Below are 18,527 nucleotides of genomic sequence, written 5' to 3'. Positions count from 1 at the left end.
GAGAAAAGGACGTCACATGCAGGATCATCAACCGAGTATCATCCCCAATACCCAACGACAAGATGAAGTACTTTGGAACGTCGATGAATTCGGCGTTGCAACACTTACGCTCAATCGCACAGAGAAGCACAATGCGTTTGATGCTTGCATGATTGATCTGCTGATCCACAGGCTGGATTACCTCGCTTTGCGTACCGATGTTCGATGCTTGGTGCTTCGAGGAAACGGCAAACATTTCTCCTCTGGGGCTGATTTGAATTGGATGAAATCCATGGCAAGTAGCACCAGAAAGCAAAACCTAGAAGACGCGCAAAACCTTGCACGCCTGATGCATACACTGGACGCTTTCCCTCAACCTACTATTGCGGTTGTGCAAGGTTCCGCTTTTGGTGGTGCATTGGGCTTGATCTGTTGCTGTGATATCGCAATCGCAGCGGAGAATGCAAATTTCTGCTTGAGTGAAGTCAAACTGGGACTGGTTCCCGCAACCATCTCTCCTTATGTCATGCGAGCGATGGGCAACCGTCAAGCTCGTCGTTATATACTCAGCGCCGAAGTGATTAACACCGCCAAAGCTGAAAAGTTTGGCATTGTGCATGAGGTTCATAAGCTGGATAAAATCGAAGCAGTGGTAGAAAGCTTGATTGATTCTTTGCTGCTCAATAGCCCAGATGCTATGCGAAAAGCCAAAGCCTTATGTCATCAATGCCACCAAAATCCGATTGATGGTCAGCTTATTCAATACACGAGCCAGCTTATCGCCGACATTCGCGTATCACCGCAAGGACAAGATGGCTTACAAGCCTTTTTGGAAAAACGAGAACCAGGTTGGATAAACAAACCAGCTAAGGGCAAGAAATGAATTTGCCAAACAAGGTAAATATTGTCGAAGTGGGTGCGAGAGATGGTCTGCAAAACGAATCACCGGTGTTCACGCAAGCCAAGATCCGCTTAATCAACCTGCTCTCAGATACAGGACTCACCCATATTGAGGCAGGATCTTTTGTCTCGCCTAAATGGGTACCTCAAATGGCGGATTCACTCGATGTAATGAAGAAAATCACCCGCCGCCACAACGTCATCTACTCAGCACTAACGCCTAATGTACAAGGCTTTGAAAAGGCGCTTGAAGCCGGCGCTAACCAAGTCGCGATCTTCACCTCTTCATCGGAGGGCTTTTGCCAACACAACATCAATTGCTCGATTGCAGATAGTCTTACCCGCTTTGAACCTGTAATGGAATTGGCAGCAAAGCATAACATTCCCGTTCGGGGTTACTTATCTTGCGTGGCAGGTTGCCCTTATGACGGACCAACCAAGCCCGAGCAAGTCGCAAGAGTTGCCAACCTGCTGATGGAGCTAGGCTGCTACGAGGTTTCACTTGGAGACACCATAGGTACAGGCACGCCGATACGCATCGCTAAAATGTTAGAAGCCGTGCAAGTAAAAGTCCCAACCCACAAGCTCGCGGTGCATTTTCACGACACATGGGGACAAGCGTTGGCGAATATCTACCAAGCCTTAACGATGGGCATCAATACCATCGATAGTAGTGTGGCTGGGCTTGGGGGCTGCCCTTACGCTCATCGCGCTTCAGGTAATGTTGCTACCGAAGATGTGCTCTACCTTTGCCAAGGCTTAGGAATCGAGACCGGAGTAGATTTGGAGTTGCTGGCAAAAGCCGGATGGATGATCAGTGAAGAGTTAAACCGCCAGCCGACCTCAAAAGTCTCGCTGGCGTTAAAGCAGCGTTAGATCTCGTAATTCGCTTTGATACCGATATCAAAATGCAGCGGCATACGCCACTTAGCAAAAGACAGAAAGCCCATTACCAATCCAGCCAACAACATAGTGATGGCAGCAAGGATTGGAAGGTTAAACCACAATGCAAACGTAGCTACAGCGAGAAACGCGGGCACCATCTTCAAGCCTGGCACTTTAAAGCAAAAAGACTCTTTAAGCGCAATGCCCGAAAAGGTCACAAAGATAAAGCCAAGCCCTAACCAAGTGCGCTGAAACTCCAAGTCACTCACCATCAATACCAAGCCAATCCAAGACGCCCAACTGATCACAGCCCGTACGTGTTTGCTGTAAACGTGAACATTCGCGGCAGATAACGCACCAGCCATACAAAGCGTAATGACTGAGGTTTGGTAAATCAACGGTGAACTAGAAATTGCACCAGAGACAAGAACCGAAAAAACAAGCAGCGCCATAGCAAACAAAGTAATACCAAAGCGATACAAGCACACGCTGATTTTATCAAGTGAATCCAACGTCTCTTGATGTTCTGTGTTTGCCATGGAAAGCATCCTGCCTAAAAATGAAAAGGAATGAAAAGCCAACGAGGGTGAAACCGCTGGCTCTATAAACTTGATTACGCCCGTTTTGGAAAGCGGAGTTTACCGCCAGTTCGGTAGATCACCAAAGAGAATAAGATAAGAGCGCAGCCGACGAGTTTATTAGAGGTCAGCACTTCGCCATACCAAATCACACTCAGAATTACAGTCCACACGGGTTCAAGGATCATAATCAGTGCAGCGTTACCCGCTTGGACAAACTTTTGCCCCATGGTTTGCATCACGTAACGCAAACTAGTTGCCAAAAGCGTGCTTAGAGCAAACCACACCCAAATTGATGTAGAAACTTCTGTCGGCGTGGTTTCCAATAGCGAAGAAACCAACAACCCAATCAAGCCTGTCACAAACAGTTGAATGCAAGTCAGCAAAAGTACGGGTAGCTTCTGTGAGTATTTACTGTTGACATTAAAATGCAGTGCAAGCATCAGCGCCGCGCCCAAGAACCAAAGCTGGCTGCTTGATTGTTGCCAACCACCAGCCAAAGACAAACACCCTAGGCCAAGAATCGCGATCGGTAGTGACACCCAAAAAATTCGTTGAGGTCTTTGACGAAACATAATCCACGCGACAATGGGTACAAACAGCATCGATAGGCTCATGATGAATGCACCCTCACCTAGCGTGTCACTGATTGAAATCGCGTAGATCCAACACATCAGTGCGCCACCTAAAAGCACACCCACACCTGCCGCGGCAAAAATATCTTTCTTATTAGCAGCACGAAACGGTTTGATACACAGAGGCAGCAAACACAATGAAGCGATGGTGAATCGCAGACCGATAAATCCGAATGGTGGGAGACCTTGAATGGTTTCTTTGGAGAAGATCCACCCTAATGCCGCGATCATCGTAGTAGCGACGAGCACGAATGCAGCTTTGCGTTCTGAGTTAAGCATAATTACTCACAAAAAAGACCCTGCGAGGGATTCGCCAGGGGTTATTTATCATTGATTTTAATGCGTGATAGCTAGTTATATTTGCATCGCAAATGCTGACTTTATATGTAATTAGAAAGGAGGGTGTTAACGTTTGCGAAACGCTCACAGTATACATGGCAGCTTGATTATCATCGAGATAATTACTGCATTTATCAGCGATTATTTATGCAGTTTATACCGAATGAAACCCCTATCAAATCATCAGGCTAAAGCTCAAATATTGTGCGGAATAACCTCCCTTTCTGGCATCACGAAAATGGTATAATTCAAAAGCAATAAAACAGACATCAGGAGGTGCTTTATGAGACATTCGACCGTACTCTTTTTCATTCTGATTGCCTTACTTATTATCGCGCCAGTAGGCCTTGGTTCCTTATTCAGTTTCGTCTCTTCTATACGATCTAGTCACTTAGAAGCTGATCCGGTTTCTATTGCCCATATTTACGACATGATGATTTATCGCGGGCGTTAGTTTGTTTTCGATCCTATCTTTCATTCATGGGGTCTTCCGTGAAAAGAAGGCTCCCAGACCTTGAAATTCCAACTCACCTAAAACTTTCTTCAAAAGCTCTTTTGTTTGATTTTGTATCAATTCCCATCCATACCCTATTCAACCGTAGCTAACCCGTTATTTTCCTGTCGATTTTATTCACCAAAATTTTGCCCTAATCGTTACGTGTTCACGTATTAAATAGAAAAATTCACAACTAAATCGGCTCGTACGTAGCGATATTGTCAGTACCTGCTTACTCTTTAACCTACAACTATAAAAAATACGCCAGTGCATTCACGCCACCAATAACAGTGAAAATCTGGAATATCAGCGCCCAAGTTAGTGAAACACGCATTCAAATTACTAGGGAATCAGTGATGAGATTAAAGAACACCCAAAACATGAGCGCAGCTTTGAGGACGGCTCTCGTCGCTGCTGTGTGCTTCTCTCCCCTCACCTTTGCTGCAGAAGGTGATGAGCAATTCGAAATCGGCAAAGAAAAAGCGAAAGTTTGTATGACTTGTCATGGTGTCGATGGCATATCGACCATTGATGCATACCCAAACTTACGCGGCCAGAACAAAACCTATCTGATTTCTTCCCTTAAGGACTACAAAGCGAGGGAGCGAACCAGTGGTCTTGCGGTGCTGATGCAACAGCAGGCCGATGCCCTCTCTGATCAAGACATTGAAGACATTGCCTACTACTACTCCCAGCTAGGCAAAGAAGCTCAACCTTAAACGAGGAGCGTTCTTATGGAACAAGCAGCAACTCAATACAACACTAAAGTTGTGAAGTATTTTGTGTTGGCATCGTTAGTTTGGGCTATTGTCGGGATGATCATTGGTGTGATCCTCGCGGCGCAGTTGTATTGGCCGGTACTTAACTTCGATTCTCAATACTTCCAATTCGGTCGACTCAGACCACTACACACTTCCGGCGTAATATATGGCTTTGTAGTCAACATTTTGATGGGTACCTCTCTCTACATCGCTCAACGCACCGGACGCTGTAATCTCTTTAACCAAAGCTTATCTTGGATGGTTTTCTGGGGTTGGCAACTGGTACTCTTTTTGGCGTTAATCAGTTTGCCCGCTGGCTACACAACTTCAAAAGAATACGCTGAGTTAGAGTGGCCAATCGACCTTCTGATCGTCTTAGTCTGGGTGCTCTACGCCGTGTTGTTCTTTGGCACGATTGCGAAGAGGAAAGTTGACCATATTTTCGTAGCCAATTGGTTCTTCGCAGCGTTTATCATCGTCATTGCCATGATCTTCATCGTGAACAACTTGGCCATGCCTGTATCGTTGATGAAATCTTATTCCGTCTTTGCTGGAGCGCAGGACGCCATTGTGCAATGGTGGTGGGGTCACAACGCAGTGGGCTTCTTACTGACTGCTGGTGTGATTGGTATGAATTATTACTTCATACCAAAAGTGGCAGACCGCCCTATTTACTCTTACCGTTTATCTGTCATCCACTTTTGGGGCTTGGTTGGTTTTTACACTTGGGCAGGTACCCACCATTTGGTTTATTCATCGGTGCCTATTTGGGTGCAAAACATCGGCATCATCATGTCACTCATTCTTTGGCTTCCATCTTGGGCGGGCGCTTTCAACAGTGCGATGACACTGCTACAAAACAAAGAGAAGCTTAAATCTGACTACATTTGCCTGTTCTTCTTCTCTGCCATTCTTTACTACTGCTTAGCCACATTCGAAGGGCCTCTACTGGCAATTCGCTGGTTCAATATGCTCGCGCACAATACTGAATGGGTCATCGGTCACGTACATTCCGGCGCATTAGGTTGGGTCGGTATGTCAGGCATTGCGGTGTTCTACTACTTCATCCCTCGTCTATGGAACAAAACAGAGTTGTGGTCAAAGCGTTTGATAAAATGGCACTTCTGGCTCGCGCATGCTGGTGTTGCGATTTACGCCATCGCGCTGTGGGTTGCTGGTATTGGCGAAGGCTACATGTGGCTAACTCAGAATGAGAATGGCGAACTGGTTTACAGCTTTATTGAAGCCATGAATTTTAAAGCGCCATGGTTGTTCCTGCGGTTCTTTGGGGGCGCACTCTTTGTACTTGGCCTATTCCTGATGGCATTCAACTTGTACAAAACCGTGCGTTCTCCATCGGTGTTAGTGGCAAAGGAGGCATAAGATGAGCAAAGACTTTACTCACTCAGTGGTCATTTTGATCATCACAACAGTGGTTGTGGCCTCCTTCTCACTCGCAGTCTGGGTTGTGCCGAATATTCTTCGCACTGACGACATCGCTAAGGGCAGTTTAGCCAAGCCGTTGACCGCCATTGAGCTTGCGGGTCGCGATATTTACATCAGTGAAGGGTGTCATGTCTGCCACACGCAGATGGTTCGTCCTCTAGAGCCTGAGACCAAACGTAATGGTCGTGCAAATAAGGAGTCAGATGACATTTATGAATTCCCTAACCTATGGGGTTCAAAACGCACAGGTCCGGACTTAACCAACCTTGGCCGTAAATATTCTGACCAATGGCATGTATTGCATCTCATCGATCCTCGTCAGGTCATTCCAACGTCCATAATGCCGGCCTATCCTTGGTTGTTCGAACAAACTCTCTCGGGCGATGCAATTGTCGACAAGATGGAGACACTACGCACATTAGGGGTTCCATACACAGACCAAGAGATTTCCGACGCGCGCTTGCAAGTTCGCGGTAAAACCAAAGGCGAAGCGCTGATCCGTTATCTTCAAAGTCTTGGCCAAGATACAGCACAGGAGGTGGCTCCATGAGCACATTCTGGAACTGGTGGGCCGTTGCCTGCACAATAATCTTCTTTGTCCTGATGGTGGGCGTTATCGTCAAGTATTGGCGTAGCAACCATAAAGCAGACCAAGACCACACTATCGCCTCTTTTGATGGGATAGATGAAAAGGACGCGCCACCACCTAAACTCCTCTTCATTAGTTACGCTGTCGCGTTTTTACTCTCCGCAGGCTATTTGGTTCTGTATCCAGGGCTTGGTGAATGGAAAGGCTTGGCGAATTATGACCAAGCGGACGACAAACTTAGCTCGCCATCAACCACACTCGACCAGCAATTTAGTCAAGTAACCGACACCTCTTTGGCTGCACTTGCACAAGATGCCGATATTGTCCGTAGCGGTCGTATATTGTTTCAAACCCATTGCGCAGCCTGCCATAGAGATAATGCACAAGGTCAAAAACACTTTCCTAACCTTATCGATAAAGAATGGATGTACGGCGGAGATGATGAAGCCATCATTCATTCCATAGCGAAAGGCCGTAACGGTGCGATGCCCGGCTGGGTTGAAGTGATGAGAAAGGACGAAGTGGACAAGGTTTCTTACTATCTTGCGTCGCTCAATCAACGCCACAGCAATGTGCCTGAAGTTAAAATAGAGTTGGGTAAGACCTTGTTCGTTCAATACTGTGCCTCATGCCATGGAGACGGTTCTATTGCTAATCAAGAAACGGGAGTGCCCGACCTTTCTGATAGCGTATGGCTTCATGGTGGCAGTATTGAAGAGATTCAACACACCATCAATTACGGTTTGAACAACTTGATGCCTGCGTTTGAAAACCAACTCTCAGAGCACGAGATCCTCGCGATTGGTGCTTACATCCGCAAAGCCGGCGAAGAAGAAGAGCAGAAACTCGCAGTACTTAACGCTCAATCTGTCGAGCGTGGTGAATATCTGGCACACGCGGGGGATTGCGTCGCTTGTCACAGTGCAGAAGGTGGCGAACCTTTTGCCGGCGGCCTACCGTTTGTTACGCCATTTGGCACAATCTATTCGACCAATATTACTCCTCACGCCAGTGAAGGGATTGGTGAATACGATTACGACAACTTCCGTGATGCTTTGGTACACGGTAAAGGCAAACATGGTTACTTGTACCCGGCGATGCCTTACACCTCTTATCAATACCTTACGGAACAAGACATGACGGATTTGTGGGAGTATATGCAGTCTATTCCTGCCGTGGCGCGTCGTAACGATGAAAACCACATGATGTTCCCATCAAACATTCGTCTTGGCCTCCTTGGCTGGAACATTGTCTTTATGGACACCGACCCTATCGACTACAACCTACCCTCAGAACTTGAGGGCGCGGTGGATGACGTAGAGAAGTGGCAGAAAGGCAAATACTGGGTTGCAGGCTTAGGACACTGCTCAGAGTGCCATACGCCGAGGAATATTGCTCAAGCATTGTTACCTGAGCGCATCTTCCAAGGTAACTTGATTGACGGCTGGAACGCACCTGACATTACGTCCACGGAGCTGTATGTGGGCGGTTGGGATGAGAAGACTCTGACCGACTTTTTGCACACAGGTCACTCAGACAAAGGCACTGCTTTTGCTGGGATGGCTGACGTGGTCAAAAACAGTTTGAGCTTAATGACTCGTGAAGACGTTGAGTCTATGTCTTACTATCTACTCAATGGTGACGTAAACAACTTCATTGCCGCCGATGCCGTTCCTTTGGAGCCTAAAGGGTTTGATGAAGCGGCTTATCAAGAGCCAATCTATGCAACTTACAAACAAACATGTGGAGCATGCCATGGTAACGATGGTAAAGGACGAGATCCGATAGCACCAACGCTCTTGAACAACGGCATTATCATGCACAGTGACCCGTTTAACACCATTGCTGTAACGGTACGAGGTTTACAACCAACTTACATTGACCCTGAACGTAACTTTATGCCAATGGCAAGCTTTGAAGACATTTTATCAGACGCTCGTTTGGCAGAATTGATTACCTTCGTACGTAAACACCTCGGCGATCAACAATCGCCTGTTACGCCAGCAGACGTTCGAGAAGTAAGGGAAACCTTAGAAGCCGCAGGTTATGCCGGAGGACTGCATACCACACCAGATATGTATGACCGACGAGATAACAACATCCATATCAAGTAACCAAAGTGGCGAGTATCAGGTACAAAAAAAGCCCTTTCCAATCGGAAAGGGCTTTGACTTAGTTCCCAAAATTTTTGCCGTTTTACAGCAGTTCTACCGACTGTTGAGCGATAACCCACTCTTCATTGGTAGGAATAACCAGTGCTTTCGCACCAAGCAACTCAGATGTAGCAACAACACCTGCGTTACCAAATCGAGCGTCTTCGTTACCTTTCACATCTTCAACAAAACCTAGCAGTTTAAGGTTGTTTAAGATTTCACGACGAATTGGCATAGAGTTCTCGCCAATACCGCCAGTGAAGATGATGCCGTCAAATGAATCTAGAGCAGCAAGGTAAGACGCAATGTATTTAGACACACGGTATGTAAACACTTGGAACGCTAGAGTTGCACCTTCGTGCCCCTCTTCCATCGCTTCCAAAATACCGCGTGCATCACTCGTTAGGCCAGAAACACCTAAGAAGCCTGAAGCCTTGTTTAGTGAGTTAAACACTTTCTCTTGAGACCAACCTTTCTTCAGAAGGTATTCAATGATACCTGGGTCTAGGTCACCACAACGTGTGCCCATCATCAGGCCAGACAGCGGCGTGAAACCCATAGATGTATCTACAGACTCACCGTTGTTGATTGCACAAACAGAAGCACCGTTACCTAGGTGAACAGAAATGAAACTTGATTCTTCCACTGGTTTATTCAGCATCTTCGCAGCTTCACGGCTTACGAAGTAGTGGCTCGTACCGTGGAAGCCGTAGCGACGAATTCCAAAGTCTGTGTAAAGTTCTTTAGCAATTGCACCGGTGTAAGCTCTTGCAGGCATTGTTTGGTGGAACGCAGTATCAAACACAGCAAACTGAGGGAGCTCAGGGAATGCAGCCATAGAAGCACGCATACCAATCGCATGAGCAAGGTTATGTAGAGGGGCTAAGTCACTTAACGCTTCTACGTCTGCAATAACAGACTCATCTAAACGGACTGTCTTGGTAAACTTCTCACCGCCGTGAACCACTCGGTGGCCAACAGCAACAACATGGTCAATTAATTTGTACTCTTTTACTAACTCAACTAATTTTGCTACTGCAAGTTGATGGTGGTTCTCATTACCTTTAATAGCAAATTCAAATTTTTCACCGTTGAATTTCCAGCTCATACGAGCGTCTGATAGACCAAAGCATTCGCCCAGACCACTTAGCACAGCATCGCCAGATTGTGAGTCGATGACTGCAAATTTTAGTGATGAGCTACCTGAGTTGATCACCAGTACAAACGAATTAGACATGAAATAGTTTCCTGTTGTGGAGCAAAGGTTGTAATTGCGCATCCGCGCTTCGTACTTCTTGTTTGTGCTCTCTATTATTCAATAATTTTTTAATCTTTCAACTATCTTTTAGTGTTAGTTGCTCGTTTGCGTAATTTTTGTTGATCTATGACAAGTTTAAAATTTATTTGAGCAGTGAAATATATCGAGTTCACTCAACTAAAGTGGAATCAGACACTTAAAATCATCAATATATGAGTAAGAAAACAAAAATATTACGAATTTTTTTGAATGAATAGAGTATAGAAGAGCAGAGACAAAAAAGCCGAGCATTTCGCTCGGCTTTCATATTCAACTATTTTTTAATGCAATAGTGTGCAGATATTATGCGTCTTGCGTGCGACGACCACGGCCGTGACCACGTTCACCACGGTGTGCACCACGGTGATCACCACCACGGTTACGGTCGAAACGACGCTCGCCACCTTCACGGTTACCTTCGCGGTTGCCACCTTCACGGTTGCCATCGCGGTTACCACGGAAGCCACCTTCGCGACGACCGCCTTCACGACGATCACCACCACGGTTGCCGTTGCCGCCTTCACGGTTGCCACGGTAACCGCCGCCATCACGACGACCACCATCGCGACGACCACCGTCACGACGACCACCACCACGAGACTCACGGAAGTCATCAAAGTCACAAACTACAGCTCCAACTTCTTGTTGACGGATGCGAAGCTTGCTTAGCTTGCTTGCTGCGTCTGAAGTCATTGCTTTTGGTAGCTGAACAAATGTGTGACCTTGAGCTAGCTTAATCGCACCGATAGAGCCTTTGCCTAGACCAAGCTCGTTAGCTAGAGCACCAACGATGTCTTTCACTTGAACACCTTGCTCACGACCAACTTGAAGCTGGTAAGTATCCCAATCTTGTGTATTGAAGCTGCGACCGCCTTCACGACCACCTTCGCGGCGCTCTTTACGACGTTGCTTGTCACGTTCAATCGCTTCAACCATTGGGTCTTCGCCAATGTAGAATAGAGGACGTTTACCTTGTTGACGCTTAAGAAGCATTGCCGCAAGCATCGCTGGGTCGATTTCTAGAGAAGTTTGTAGTTTCTCTACTAGCTCAGCGAATTTGTCTAGTGACTTGTGCTCTTTCTCTGCTTCCAGTTCAGCAGCTAGCTTGCTTAGACGAGCTTCAGCAACTTGGTCACGTAGAGGAAGTTGGATTTCTTCCATAGATGACTTAGTTACGCGCTCGATAGTGCGAAGCATGCGGATTTGGTTAGTGCGAACAAGCAGGATCGCTTTACCTTTACGTCCAGCACGGCCAGTACGACCGATACGGTGGATGTAAGACTCAACATCGAATGGGATGTCGTAGTTAAATACGTGTGTAATACGTGGAACGTCAAGACCACGTGCAACAACGTCTGTTGCAACTAGGATGTCGATAACACCTTGTTTGATGTGATCAACAGTACGCTCACGTAGAGACTGAGGAATATCACCGTGCAGTGCAGCAGCTTTAAAGCCACGTGCAGATAGCCAATCAGCTAGACGCTCAGTGTCTTGACGAGTACGTACGAATACGATTGACGCGTCAGTTTCTTCAGTTTCAAGAAGACGAGACATTGCTTCATCTTTCTCTACACCCTTCACTACCCAGAACTGTTGTTGAACTTTGTCTACAGTGTGGTTTTTACCAGCAACGTCAACAGTTACAGGATCACGTAGGAAGCGCTCAACAATGTTTTTCAGCATTGGTGGCATAGTTGCAGAGAATAGAACGCGTTGAGCTGATTCAGGAGCGTGCTCCATGATTGCAGTTACGTCGTCCACGAAACCCATGTTTAGCATTTCGTCCGCTTCATCAAGTACGAAAGTGCTAACTTCGTCTAGATGTAGACGTTCACGGTTGATAAGGTCTTGAACACGGCCAGGAGTACCTACAACAACGTGTGCACCGTTTTTAAGAGCACGCATTTGATCCACGATAGAAGCACCACCGTAGATTTCTAGAACTTTAAGACCTTTGATATTTTTACCAAGGTTTTTCATTTCAGCCGCAACCTGAATCGCTAGCTCACGAGTTGGAGCAAGAACGATTGCTTGTGGTTTACGTTGATCAAGATCTAGCTTGTTTAGAAGAGGCAGAGAGAATGCTGCCGTTTTACCTGTACCCGTTTGTGCCTTGCCCAGCGCGTCAGCACCTTCCAATAGGTGTGGGATTGCCGCAGCCTGAATTGGAGTTGGTGACACGAAACCCATTCCGTCTAGAGCAGAAAGGATAGAATCATTCAGAGATAAATCACTGAATTGAATAACAGAATCTTGCATTGGGATCCTACTTAATTAAACAAAAAAACAGTCCCATATGCTCTTCCAATTCGATACTGATCCATCCAGATACTAAATCCATTCAGAAAGGAATTAGCACAGTACACAACCGCGATAAGCCATTAGGGACGACTAAGGGAGGCGGATTATTCCTTAAATGCATAAAAAAAGCTAGAAAAAATTGAATTACATCACAATTTATTCTCACTAATGGTAATATTCGCATAAAATTCCACCTACCCCTCCATTCTCCGTAGAGAAAAGCACCACAACGCTGTTCAATTCATCAATAATTCACAGTGAATTTGGGGGCTTTAGGTAGTAATAATAGCCCGCAATGATTATAGTGTGCCCAATTCCATTGGTAAGTTAAGAAAAGATGTTTCAAGATAACCCTCTATTAGCTCAGCTTAAGCAACAAATCCAAGAAAACCTGCCTAAAAAAGAAGGCTCAATCAAAGCAACCGATAAAGGCTTTGGCTTCCTGGAAGTGGACAGCAAAACCAGCTTCTTCATCCCACCAGCGTACATGAAAAAGTGCATGCACGGCGACAAAGTCGTTGCCATCATCCGCACTGAAAACGAACGTGAAGTCGCAGAACCACAAGAGCTGCTAGAACAAGCTGTAACTCGCTTTATTGGCCGAGTAAAAATGTTCAAAGGCAAGCTAAACGTTGCACCTGATCACCCACAGCTGAAAAAGCTCTCTCTTAAAGCGAAACTAAAGAAAGGCTTAAAGCCTGACAATTTCGTTGAAGGCGACTGGGTTGTTGCTCATCTTATTCGTCACCCTCTTAAAGGTGACAACTCATTCTTCGTAGAGATTTCTGAGAAGATTACCGATGCAAACGACAAGATTGCACCTTGGTGGGTAACGCTTGCACAAAACGATTTGCCAAACTCAGAGCCTGCTGGCATTGATAACTGGGAATTGAAAGACGATGCGGATCTAGAACGTGTTGATATGACACACGTACCTTTCGTCACCATTGACGGCGAATCAACCAAAGATATGGACGATGCGCTGTTTGCGAAGAAGACAGAGTCTGGCGACTTTGAACTGACCATCGCAATTGCCGATCCAACTGCATACATTACACCAGAAGACGAAATGGATAAGGTTGCACGTGAACGTGGTTACACTATCTACCTTCCAGGTCGTAACATTCCTATGCTTCCACGTGACCTTGCAGATAACCTATGTTCACTGATTGAAGATGAAGTACGCCCTGCGATTTGCTGTACTGTGACAGTAAGCAAAGAAGGTGTCGTTGGTGATGATATCAACTTCTTCGCAGCAAACATTAAGTCTCATGCGCGCCTTGCTTATGACAATGTGTCAGATTGGCTAGAAAACGGCAGCTCAGACAAGTGGCAACCATCAGAAGAAATCGCAACCATCGTTCGTGACCTATATGACTTTTCTCTTGCTCGCGCTGATTGGCGAGAAAAGAATGCCGTTATCTTCCCAGATCGCCCAGACTACCGTTTTGAACTAAGCGAAGACAACGACGTTATTGCTATTCACGCGGACATGCGCCGCAGCGCAAACCGTCTTGTAGAAGAATCGATGATCACTGCAAACATCTGTGCAGGCCGTACACTACGTGACAAATTTGAAACGGGCGTGTTCAACACACACGCAGGCTTGAAAGCTGAGAAAATCGAAGAAGTCGTTCAAATGGTAAACCCTGAAGGTACACTTGAATTCACAACAGAATCAGTTGCGACACTAGAAGGCTTTGCGGCACTTCGTCGTTGGTTGGGCGAACAAGAAACGACATACCTAGATAACCGTATCCGTAAATTCCAAACGTACAGTGAAGTAGGCAACCAACCACTTCCTCACTACGCAATGGGTCTAGATATCTACGCGACTTGGACTTCACCAATCCGTAAATACGGCGACATGATCAACCACCGCATGCTGAAAGCCGTCATTCTTGGCAAAGAACCAGTTCAAACACCTGATGATGAAGTCGGCGAAGAATTAGCACTGCACCGTAAGCACCACAAAATTGCCGAGCGAAACGTGTCAGATTGGTTATATGCTCGTACTCTTGCAGAAGAGCCAAGTAAGAAAACGTGTTTCACAGGTGAGATTTTCGATATTAATCGTGCTGGTGCACGTGTTCGACTTCTCGAAAATGGCGCAGCGGCCTTTATTCCTGGTAGCTTGATTCTTGATAATAAAGAAAGAATTGAGTGTAACGGTGACAACGGTACCATTTCTATTGATAAAGAAGTGGTATACAAACTGGGTGATACATTGGAAATTGTTCTTTCGGACGTAAACCAAGAAAACCGCAGTTTAGTTGCAAAACCGACCCAGGTATTCGCTGATAAGCCAGCGACACAAACAGAAGAATCTGTGAGTGAATAATACCGGTTAAAGTTTAAAGGCGCTCAACTGAGCGCCTTTTTTATTTGTCATGTAAAAACGATAAGAACGAATATGCCGAACATTGAGATCATTCGCTTTAATCACTTCACTGCTCGCAAAAGTGAACGCTACACCGCCACCCACAACGGGTTATATGTTGTTGAGGAAGGCACCCTTGTTATCAACCAGCCAAGTGGCGAACAATTTGACCTGAAAGCAGGAGATTTCACCCTTTATAATTCAGCGGACTTAAGAAGTGCAGAAGCCAAACCTGGCGGTTTTAAAGCGATTGCCTTGGTCTTTGACATTGGTTTGTTCAGTGAATTCAAATCGGCCCACCCTACGATTACATCAGACACCGACGATCGTCGCTTTTATCCATTTTCAGCTCAAGGCCACCTAGTTATCTCGCAACTTAAGAGCGCGTTAATTGAATTAGCAGATAACAAAGCACCACAATACGCTCAAAGCCATATTGCCCTCGCCCTGTTGTCACTGATGGTAGAAGTTCAGCCAGACATCTTATCTATCATTGATGACGCAAGCAGCCTAACCGCGTCTCAGAAGGCGATTAAGTATATTGAAAAGAACATAGAAAAAGACATCACGTTAGAAGCGTTAGCAATGCACATGAGTATGTCTATCGCCACACTCAAGCGTAGATTGGCAGCGGAGAACCTTTCGTTCTCTCATATTTTGAAAGTGAAGCGCATCAACCATGCAGCAACCCAACTTCGTGTCTCTCAGAAATCCATTACTCAAATTGCCTTTGAATCTGGATTTAAAAGCGCAGCACATTTTAGTACCGCATTTAAATCGATTTACAGCATCACGCCAAAAGAGTTTCGTAGCCAAATCGCAAAATAATAGGGGTTGAAGATAAGTTAGCCATCAATCCCAAAAACACGCTTGAGGATCGCTTTCCAGTTCGGCGAGAAGCACCTCAAGCGTTTGACTACTTGGTAGCTTCTCGTAAGGTATCCATACCACTTCTTCTTCACTATAGGTCGGAACATAAAAGCACCAAAGCTGAGTTTTAGCATCAAATAGGATTTTAGCGATGGGAGATGTGTACTCACTGTGTTGTGAATCAAGTAAGAAGTGCGCATGATAAAGCTCGACACCGTTCTCTATAGGCTCGTACAAGCACTTCCCCAGCGCTTCTACTGGCAAATTGACATTTCGTCTAGCGCAAAGCGTTTGAACCAACTTATGTAGGCGACTGGTCGCCATTTGAGACACGGACATGAGCGTACTCCTGATATGTTGTTCTTAGTATATACCCAAGTGCCTAAGAGAGGCAGAAATCACCATCGGGCATGCGCCCGCTCAAGTCTAGAATAGCATCGCATTTGATGCCGAAAAGCTAAGTGCGTCACCTCTTTCACTTCAAATCAGTGAAACCCTCCCATCCGAACTTATTGATAGTTATCAACATAAAACGAGCGCAATCGATAATTCGCTATCGATATCAATCTGCATTCACAAAAGTGTAACTTGAACGAAATATGATGAGCGCTGCGATATACCGTATATGGAGTTCAATATGTTACGTTTTACTGTGGCAACTGTATTAGCCATGGCTCTTTCCCTTCCTTCTGCTGTAGCAAAAGAAGTGAATATTTCAGGTTCTACCTCCGTTGCACGAGTAATGGATGTACTTGCAGAAGAATATAATAAAACACACCCTGATGATTATATTGCCGTGCAAGGTATTGGCTCAACCGCTGGTATCACTATGGTAAATAAAGGTGTGGTAGAGATGGGGATGAGCTCTCGCTATTTAACAGAAAGAGAGAAAGGAGAAGACTTAAACGTATTCCCTATCGCTTATGATGGTCTTGCTGTTGTTGTTAATCGAACAAACTCTGTCATCAACCTTTCAGAACAACAACTGTTTGATATCTACAAAGGTAAAATCGATAACTGGAAGCAAGTTGGCGGTACAGACCAACCTATCGCAGTCGTCACGCGTGAAGCCTCTTCCGGTTCTCGTTACAGCTTTGAAAGTCTACTTGGATTAACCAAGATCGTGAACGACCGCCTGGTCTCTGATATCAATCCGAACAACCTTGTCGTCAACAGCAATAGCATGGTAAAAACCATCGTAAACCATAACCCTCACGCGATTGGTTTTATCTCTGTTGGCTCAGTTGACCGGTCAATAAAAGCGATTCAATTTGAAGGCACTGCTCCTACAGCAAGCAATATCGCCAATCACAAATACAAGCTAGCTCGCCCATTTTTAGTTCTGTACAAGGTCGATGGATTGGAAAAAGCAGGCAAAGACTTCGTGAAGTTTCTGAAGTCGCAAGAAGGTCAAAAAGCGATTGCAGATTACGGTTACACACCGGTAAAAAGCTTCAATCAGTAAACCGCAGATACAAAAAAGAGAGCCTAGTTGAGCTCTCTTTTTTGTTTGAATCTTTTTATTCCGATTAGAAATGCAACTGAATCACAGAAACAACTACCGCTCCAGGTCGACGAATACCTTCAATTTCTACTTTGATTTCACGCTCAATCTCAAGGCCTTTCTTGATTGGTGTGATTTTAGTAAGCGTACTTGATGCACGTACATTGTTACCCGCCTTCACAGGGTACGGGAAACGTACTTGGTTTAAACCTAGGTTCACGACCAACTTTGCTGTTGGGAACATTGGTTTTTCTGGATCAACAGAGTCTGTCAACTTCGGCAAAAGCGCCAACGTCAGGAAACCATGAGCAATCGTAGTTTTAAATGGTGATTCTGTTGAAGCACGTTCTGGATCGGTGTGGATCCATTGCATGTCTTCCGTTACCGAACCAAATTGGTTGATACGTTCTTGAGAAACATGAACCCAATCACCCACGTGGATCACTTCACCAACCTTGTCGCTCAACTCATCGAAAAGCACTTGTGCTTCTGGTTTTAGGACAATTGGATCAGGTTGAGAAATCACTTCCTCATTCACAGCAGGCTGCTGATGATCACGTACTTTAGAAAAAAGAAAACTGCTTTGTGCTCGACCTAAAAAGTCACCCCAATAATCGCGTAGCGTTGGAGACATCCAATTCATAAACTCTGATTGGTGAGCAGAGATCGCACCAACTTTGTCTTTAAATAGATTCGTGACTTTCATAAAAACCCTTCGATAAATTCAAGCACAACTGGCTATACCAGTTAATTTTGAATTAACTCACACTATGTTGCAAATACTTTCGGGCGAACACATGTATACTCAAAGTCATTTAATTCTTATTTTTCATGAAGATAGCAATAAAACACTATTTTATTAAGTAACCACAACATAAAGTAAATACTCTACAAAATACTGTAACAACTATCCTTTTTGGTGCCCTTTCATACTAATCCTCTCCATGGATGTGACCACAAAACAAGCAAACAGTTCTTTTTCATTAAAACAATGCTTTACAACGTTTCTACCTCACCCTATTATACGTCCCGCAACGGAGAGATGGCTGAGTGGTTGAAAGCACCGGTCTTGAAAACCGGCATACGTTAATAGCGTATCTAGGGTTCAAATCCCTATCTCTCCGCCACATTTAGAAAGCCCGTTGAGAAATCAATGGGTTTTCGTCGTTTTAGCATTTGGAAAATTACGGGATTTCTAACTCCCTAGTCGTGTGCGACCCCAGCACTCCGCCACATTCTAGTAAAAAGCCCGCTAAGGGATTAGCCCAAATCCCTCCTTGAATGCAAGCCCAGATTAGGCGTCCCCGAACTCCCCCACATTTAGAAAGCTCGCTGAGAAATCAACAGGCTTTCGTCATTTTGAATCTTGTAAGATACAGAACAGTTTGTTCCCTAGTGGTTTGCTCCCCCA

General features: G+C 45.4%; 16 protein-coding genes and 1 tRNA gene. 11 read left to right on the top strand and 6 right to left on the bottom strand.

The genetic code is table 11. From position 1 onward, the window contains the following. Positions 1-16: 16 nt before the first annotated feature. Positions 17-862, top strand: coding sequence for an enoyl-CoA hydratase-related protein (locus tag ATB76_RS02900; protein WP_038866583.1), 846 nt, complete (start codon positions 17-19; stop codon positions 860-862). Next, positions 859-1,755: a hydroxymethylglutaryl-CoA lyase gene (locus ATB76_RS02895; RefSeq protein ID WP_061034567.1), complete on the top strand. Its 897-nt coding sequence runs from the start codon at positions 859-861 to the stop codon at positions 1,753-1,755. The genes ATB76_RS02900 and ATB76_RS02895 overlap by 4 nt, the downstream gene beginning before the upstream one ends. On the opposite strand, the gene ATB76_RS02890 is transcribed toward ATB76_RS02895, so the two are convergent. Next, the gene (locus tag ATB76_RS02890; RefSeq protein WP_045420822.1) at positions 1,752-2,303 is read right to left on the bottom strand and encodes a DUF2301 domain-containing membrane protein; all 552 of its coding nucleotides are present in this window, start codon (positions 2,301-2,303) and stop codon (positions 1,752-1,754) included. The genes ATB76_RS02895 and ATB76_RS02890 overlap by 4 nt on opposite strands. A gap of 74 nt (positions 2,304-2,377) precedes the next feature. Next, positions 2,378-3,256 (bottom strand): DMT family transporter, encoded by an 879-nt coding sequence (locus tag ATB76_RS02885; protein WP_061034566.1) that lies wholly within the window; start codon positions 3,254-3,256, stop codon positions 2,378-2,380. A gap of 343 nt (positions 3,257-3,599) precedes the next feature. Between ATB76_RS02885 and ATB76_RS28415 the strand changes: the two genes are divergently transcribed. From ATB76_RS28415 to ATB76_RS02865, 5 genes are all read left to right on the top strand, one after another. Beyond that, complete coding sequence (locus ATB76_RS28415; RefSeq protein WP_164492026.1) at positions 3,600-3,770, top strand: hypothetical protein; 171 nt, start codon at positions 3,600-3,602, stop codon at positions 3,768-3,770. Positions 3,771-4,168: 398 nt separating this feature from the next. Further along, entirely contained in the window at positions 4,169-4,531 is a 363-nt protein-coding gene (locus ATB76_RS02880) for a cytochrome c (RefSeq protein WP_061034565.1), read from the top strand. A 15-nt stretch (positions 4,532-4,546) separates the two neighbouring features. Further along, positions 4,547-5,956 carry a cytochrome-c oxidase, cbb3-type subunit I gene (gene ccoN / locus ATB76_RS02875; protein WP_038877236.1) on the top strand — a complete coding sequence of 470 codons (1,410 nt, stop codon included), beginning with the start codon at positions 4,547-4,549 and terminating at the stop codon, positions 5,954-5,956. 1 nt (position 5,957) lies between these two features. Then, positions 5,958-6,569 (top strand): cbb3-type cytochrome c oxidase subunit II, encoded by a 612-nt coding sequence (locus ATB76_RS02870; RefSeq protein ID WP_038866596.1) that lies wholly within the window; start codon positions 5,958-5,960, stop codon positions 6,567-6,569. Beyond that, positions 6,566-8,722, top strand: a complete 2,157-nt coding sequence (locus tag ATB76_RS02865) for a c-type cytochrome (RefSeq protein ID WP_061034564.1) — start codon at positions 6,566-6,568, stop codon at positions 8,720-8,722. The genes ATB76_RS02870 and ATB76_RS02865 overlap by 4 nt, the downstream gene beginning before the upstream one ends. Positions 8,723-8,804: 82 nt before the next feature. On the opposite strand, the gene ATB76_RS02860 is transcribed toward ATB76_RS02865, so the two are convergent. Both ATB76_RS02860 and ATB76_RS02855 read right to left on the bottom strand, forming a co-directional pair. Continuing rightward, positions 8,805-9,998 (bottom strand): acetate/propionate family kinase, encoded by a 1,194-nt coding sequence (locus ATB76_RS02860; protein ID WP_038866598.1) that lies wholly within the window; start codon positions 9,996-9,998, stop codon positions 8,805-8,807. A 363-nt stretch (positions 9,999-10,361) separates the two neighbouring features. After that, entirely contained in the window at positions 10,362-12,320 is a 1,959-nt protein-coding gene (locus tag ATB76_RS02855; protein ID WP_038866599.1) for a DEAD/DEAH box helicase, read from the bottom strand. Between the two features lie 379 nt (positions 12,321-12,699). On the opposite strand from ATB76_RS02855, the gene rnb reads away from it, so the two are divergent. Together rnb and ATB76_RS02845 are read left to right on the top strand one after the other, a co-directional pair. Then, entirely contained in the window at positions 12,700-14,703 is a 2,004-nt protein-coding gene (gene rnb, locus ATB76_RS02850; protein ID WP_061034563.1) for an exoribonuclease II, read from the top strand. A gap of 72 nt (positions 14,704-14,775) precedes the next feature. Continuing rightward, positions 14,776-15,570 (top strand): AraC family transcriptional regulator, encoded by a 795-nt coding sequence (locus tag ATB76_RS02845; RefSeq protein WP_061034562.1) that lies wholly within the window; start codon positions 14,776-14,778, stop codon positions 15,568-15,570. Between the two features lie 24 nt (positions 15,571-15,594). On the opposite strand, the gene ATB76_RS02840 is transcribed toward ATB76_RS02845, so the two are convergent. Then, positions 15,595-15,951: a DUF3024 domain-containing protein gene (locus tag ATB76_RS02840; RefSeq protein ID WP_061034561.1), complete on the bottom strand. Its 357-nt coding sequence runs from the start codon at positions 15,949-15,951 to the stop codon at positions 15,595-15,597. A gap of 298 nt (positions 15,952-16,249) precedes the next feature. Here ATB76_RS02840 and ATB76_RS02835 point away from each other — a divergent pair, with 298 nt between their 5' ends. Next, on the top strand, positions 16,250-17,077 hold the full coding sequence (locus tag ATB76_RS02835; protein WP_045402586.1) for a phosphate ABC transporter substrate-binding protein: 828 nt from the start codon (positions 16,250-16,252) through the stop codon (positions 17,075-17,077). A 64-nt stretch (positions 17,078-17,141) separates the two neighbouring features. Here the strand turns inward: ATB76_RS02835 and ATB76_RS02830 are convergent, their stop codons facing one another. Next, on the bottom strand, positions 17,142-17,822 hold the full coding sequence (locus tag ATB76_RS02830) for a MaoC family dehydratase (protein WP_038866605.1): 681 nt from the start codon (positions 17,820-17,822) through the stop codon (positions 17,142-17,144). A gap of 330 nt (positions 17,823-18,152) precedes the next feature. Between ATB76_RS02830 and ATB76_RS02825 the strand changes: the two genes are divergently transcribed. Further along, positions 18,153-18,243 (top strand) — tRNA-Ser (locus tag ATB76_RS02825). Positions 18,244-18,527: the final 284 nt, after the last annotated feature.

The sequence above is a fragment of the Vibrio sp. MOR3 genome (assembly GCF_001557775.1).
GTDB classification, from domain to species: domain Bacteria; phylum Pseudomonadota; class Gammaproteobacteria; order Enterobacterales; family Vibrionaceae; genus Vibrio; species Vibrio jasicida.
Note: the sequence above shows the minus strand (reverse complement) of the source record. Positions and strands in the feature narration are given on the sequence as shown.

Excerpts from the sequence above, each read along its gene's own strand:
- ATB76_RS02900 (WP_038866583.1), top strand. The coding sequence starts at position 17 with ATGCAGGATCATCAACCGAGTATCATCCCCAATACCCAACGACAAGAT.
- ATB76_RS02895 (WP_061034567.1), top strand. The coding sequence starts at position 859 with ATGAATTTGCCAAACAAGGTAAATATTGTCGAAGTGGGTGCGAGAGAT.
- ATB76_RS02890 (WP_045420822.1), bottom strand. The coding sequence starts at position 2,303 with ATGGCAAACACAGAACATCAAGAGACGTTGGATTCACTTGATAAAATC.
- ATB76_RS02885 (WP_061034566.1), bottom strand. The coding sequence starts at position 3,256 with ATGCTTAACTCAGAACGCAAAGCTGCATTCGTGCTCGTCGCTACTACG.
- ATB76_RS28415 (WP_164492026.1), top strand. The coding sequence starts at position 3,600 with ATGAGACATTCGACCGTACTCTTTTTCATTCTGATTGCCTTACTTATT.
- ATB76_RS02880 (WP_061034565.1), top strand. The coding sequence starts at position 4,169 with ATGAGATTAAAGAACACCCAAAACATGAGCGCAGCTTTGAGGACGGCT.
- ccoN (WP_038877236.1), top strand. The coding sequence starts at position 4,547 with ATGGAACAAGCAGCAACTCAATACAACACTAAAGTTGTGAAGTATTTT.
- ATB76_RS02870 (WP_038866596.1), top strand. The coding sequence starts at position 5,958 with ATGAGCAAAGACTTTACTCACTCAGTGGTCATTTTGATCATCACAACA.
- ATB76_RS02865 (WP_061034564.1), top strand. The coding sequence starts at position 6,566 with ATGAGCACATTCTGGAACTGGTGGGCCGTTGCCTGCACAATAATCTTC.
- ATB76_RS02860 (WP_038866598.1), bottom strand. The coding sequence starts at position 9,998 with ATGTCTAATTCGTTTGTACTGGTGATCAACTCAGGTAGCTCATCACTA.
- ATB76_RS02855 (WP_038866599.1), bottom strand. The coding sequence starts at position 12,320 with ATGCAAGATTCTGTTATTCAATTCAGTGATTTATCTCTGAATGATTCT.
- rnb (WP_061034563.1), top strand. The coding sequence starts at position 12,700 with ATGTTTCAAGATAACCCTCTATTAGCTCAGCTTAAGCAACAAATCCAA.
- ATB76_RS02845 (WP_061034562.1), top strand. The coding sequence starts at position 14,776 with ATGCCGAACATTGAGATCATTCGCTTTAATCACTTCACTGCTCGCAAA.
- ATB76_RS02840 (WP_061034561.1), bottom strand. The coding sequence starts at position 15,951 with ATGTCCGTGTCTCAAATGGCGACCAGTCGCCTACATAAGTTGGTTCAA.
- ATB76_RS02835 (WP_045402586.1), top strand. The coding sequence starts at position 16,250 with ATGTTACGTTTTACTGTGGCAACTGTATTAGCCATGGCTCTTTCCCTT.
- ATB76_RS02830 (WP_038866605.1), bottom strand. The coding sequence starts at position 17,822 with ATGAAAGTCACGAATCTATTTAAAGACAAAGTTGGTGCGATCTCTGCT.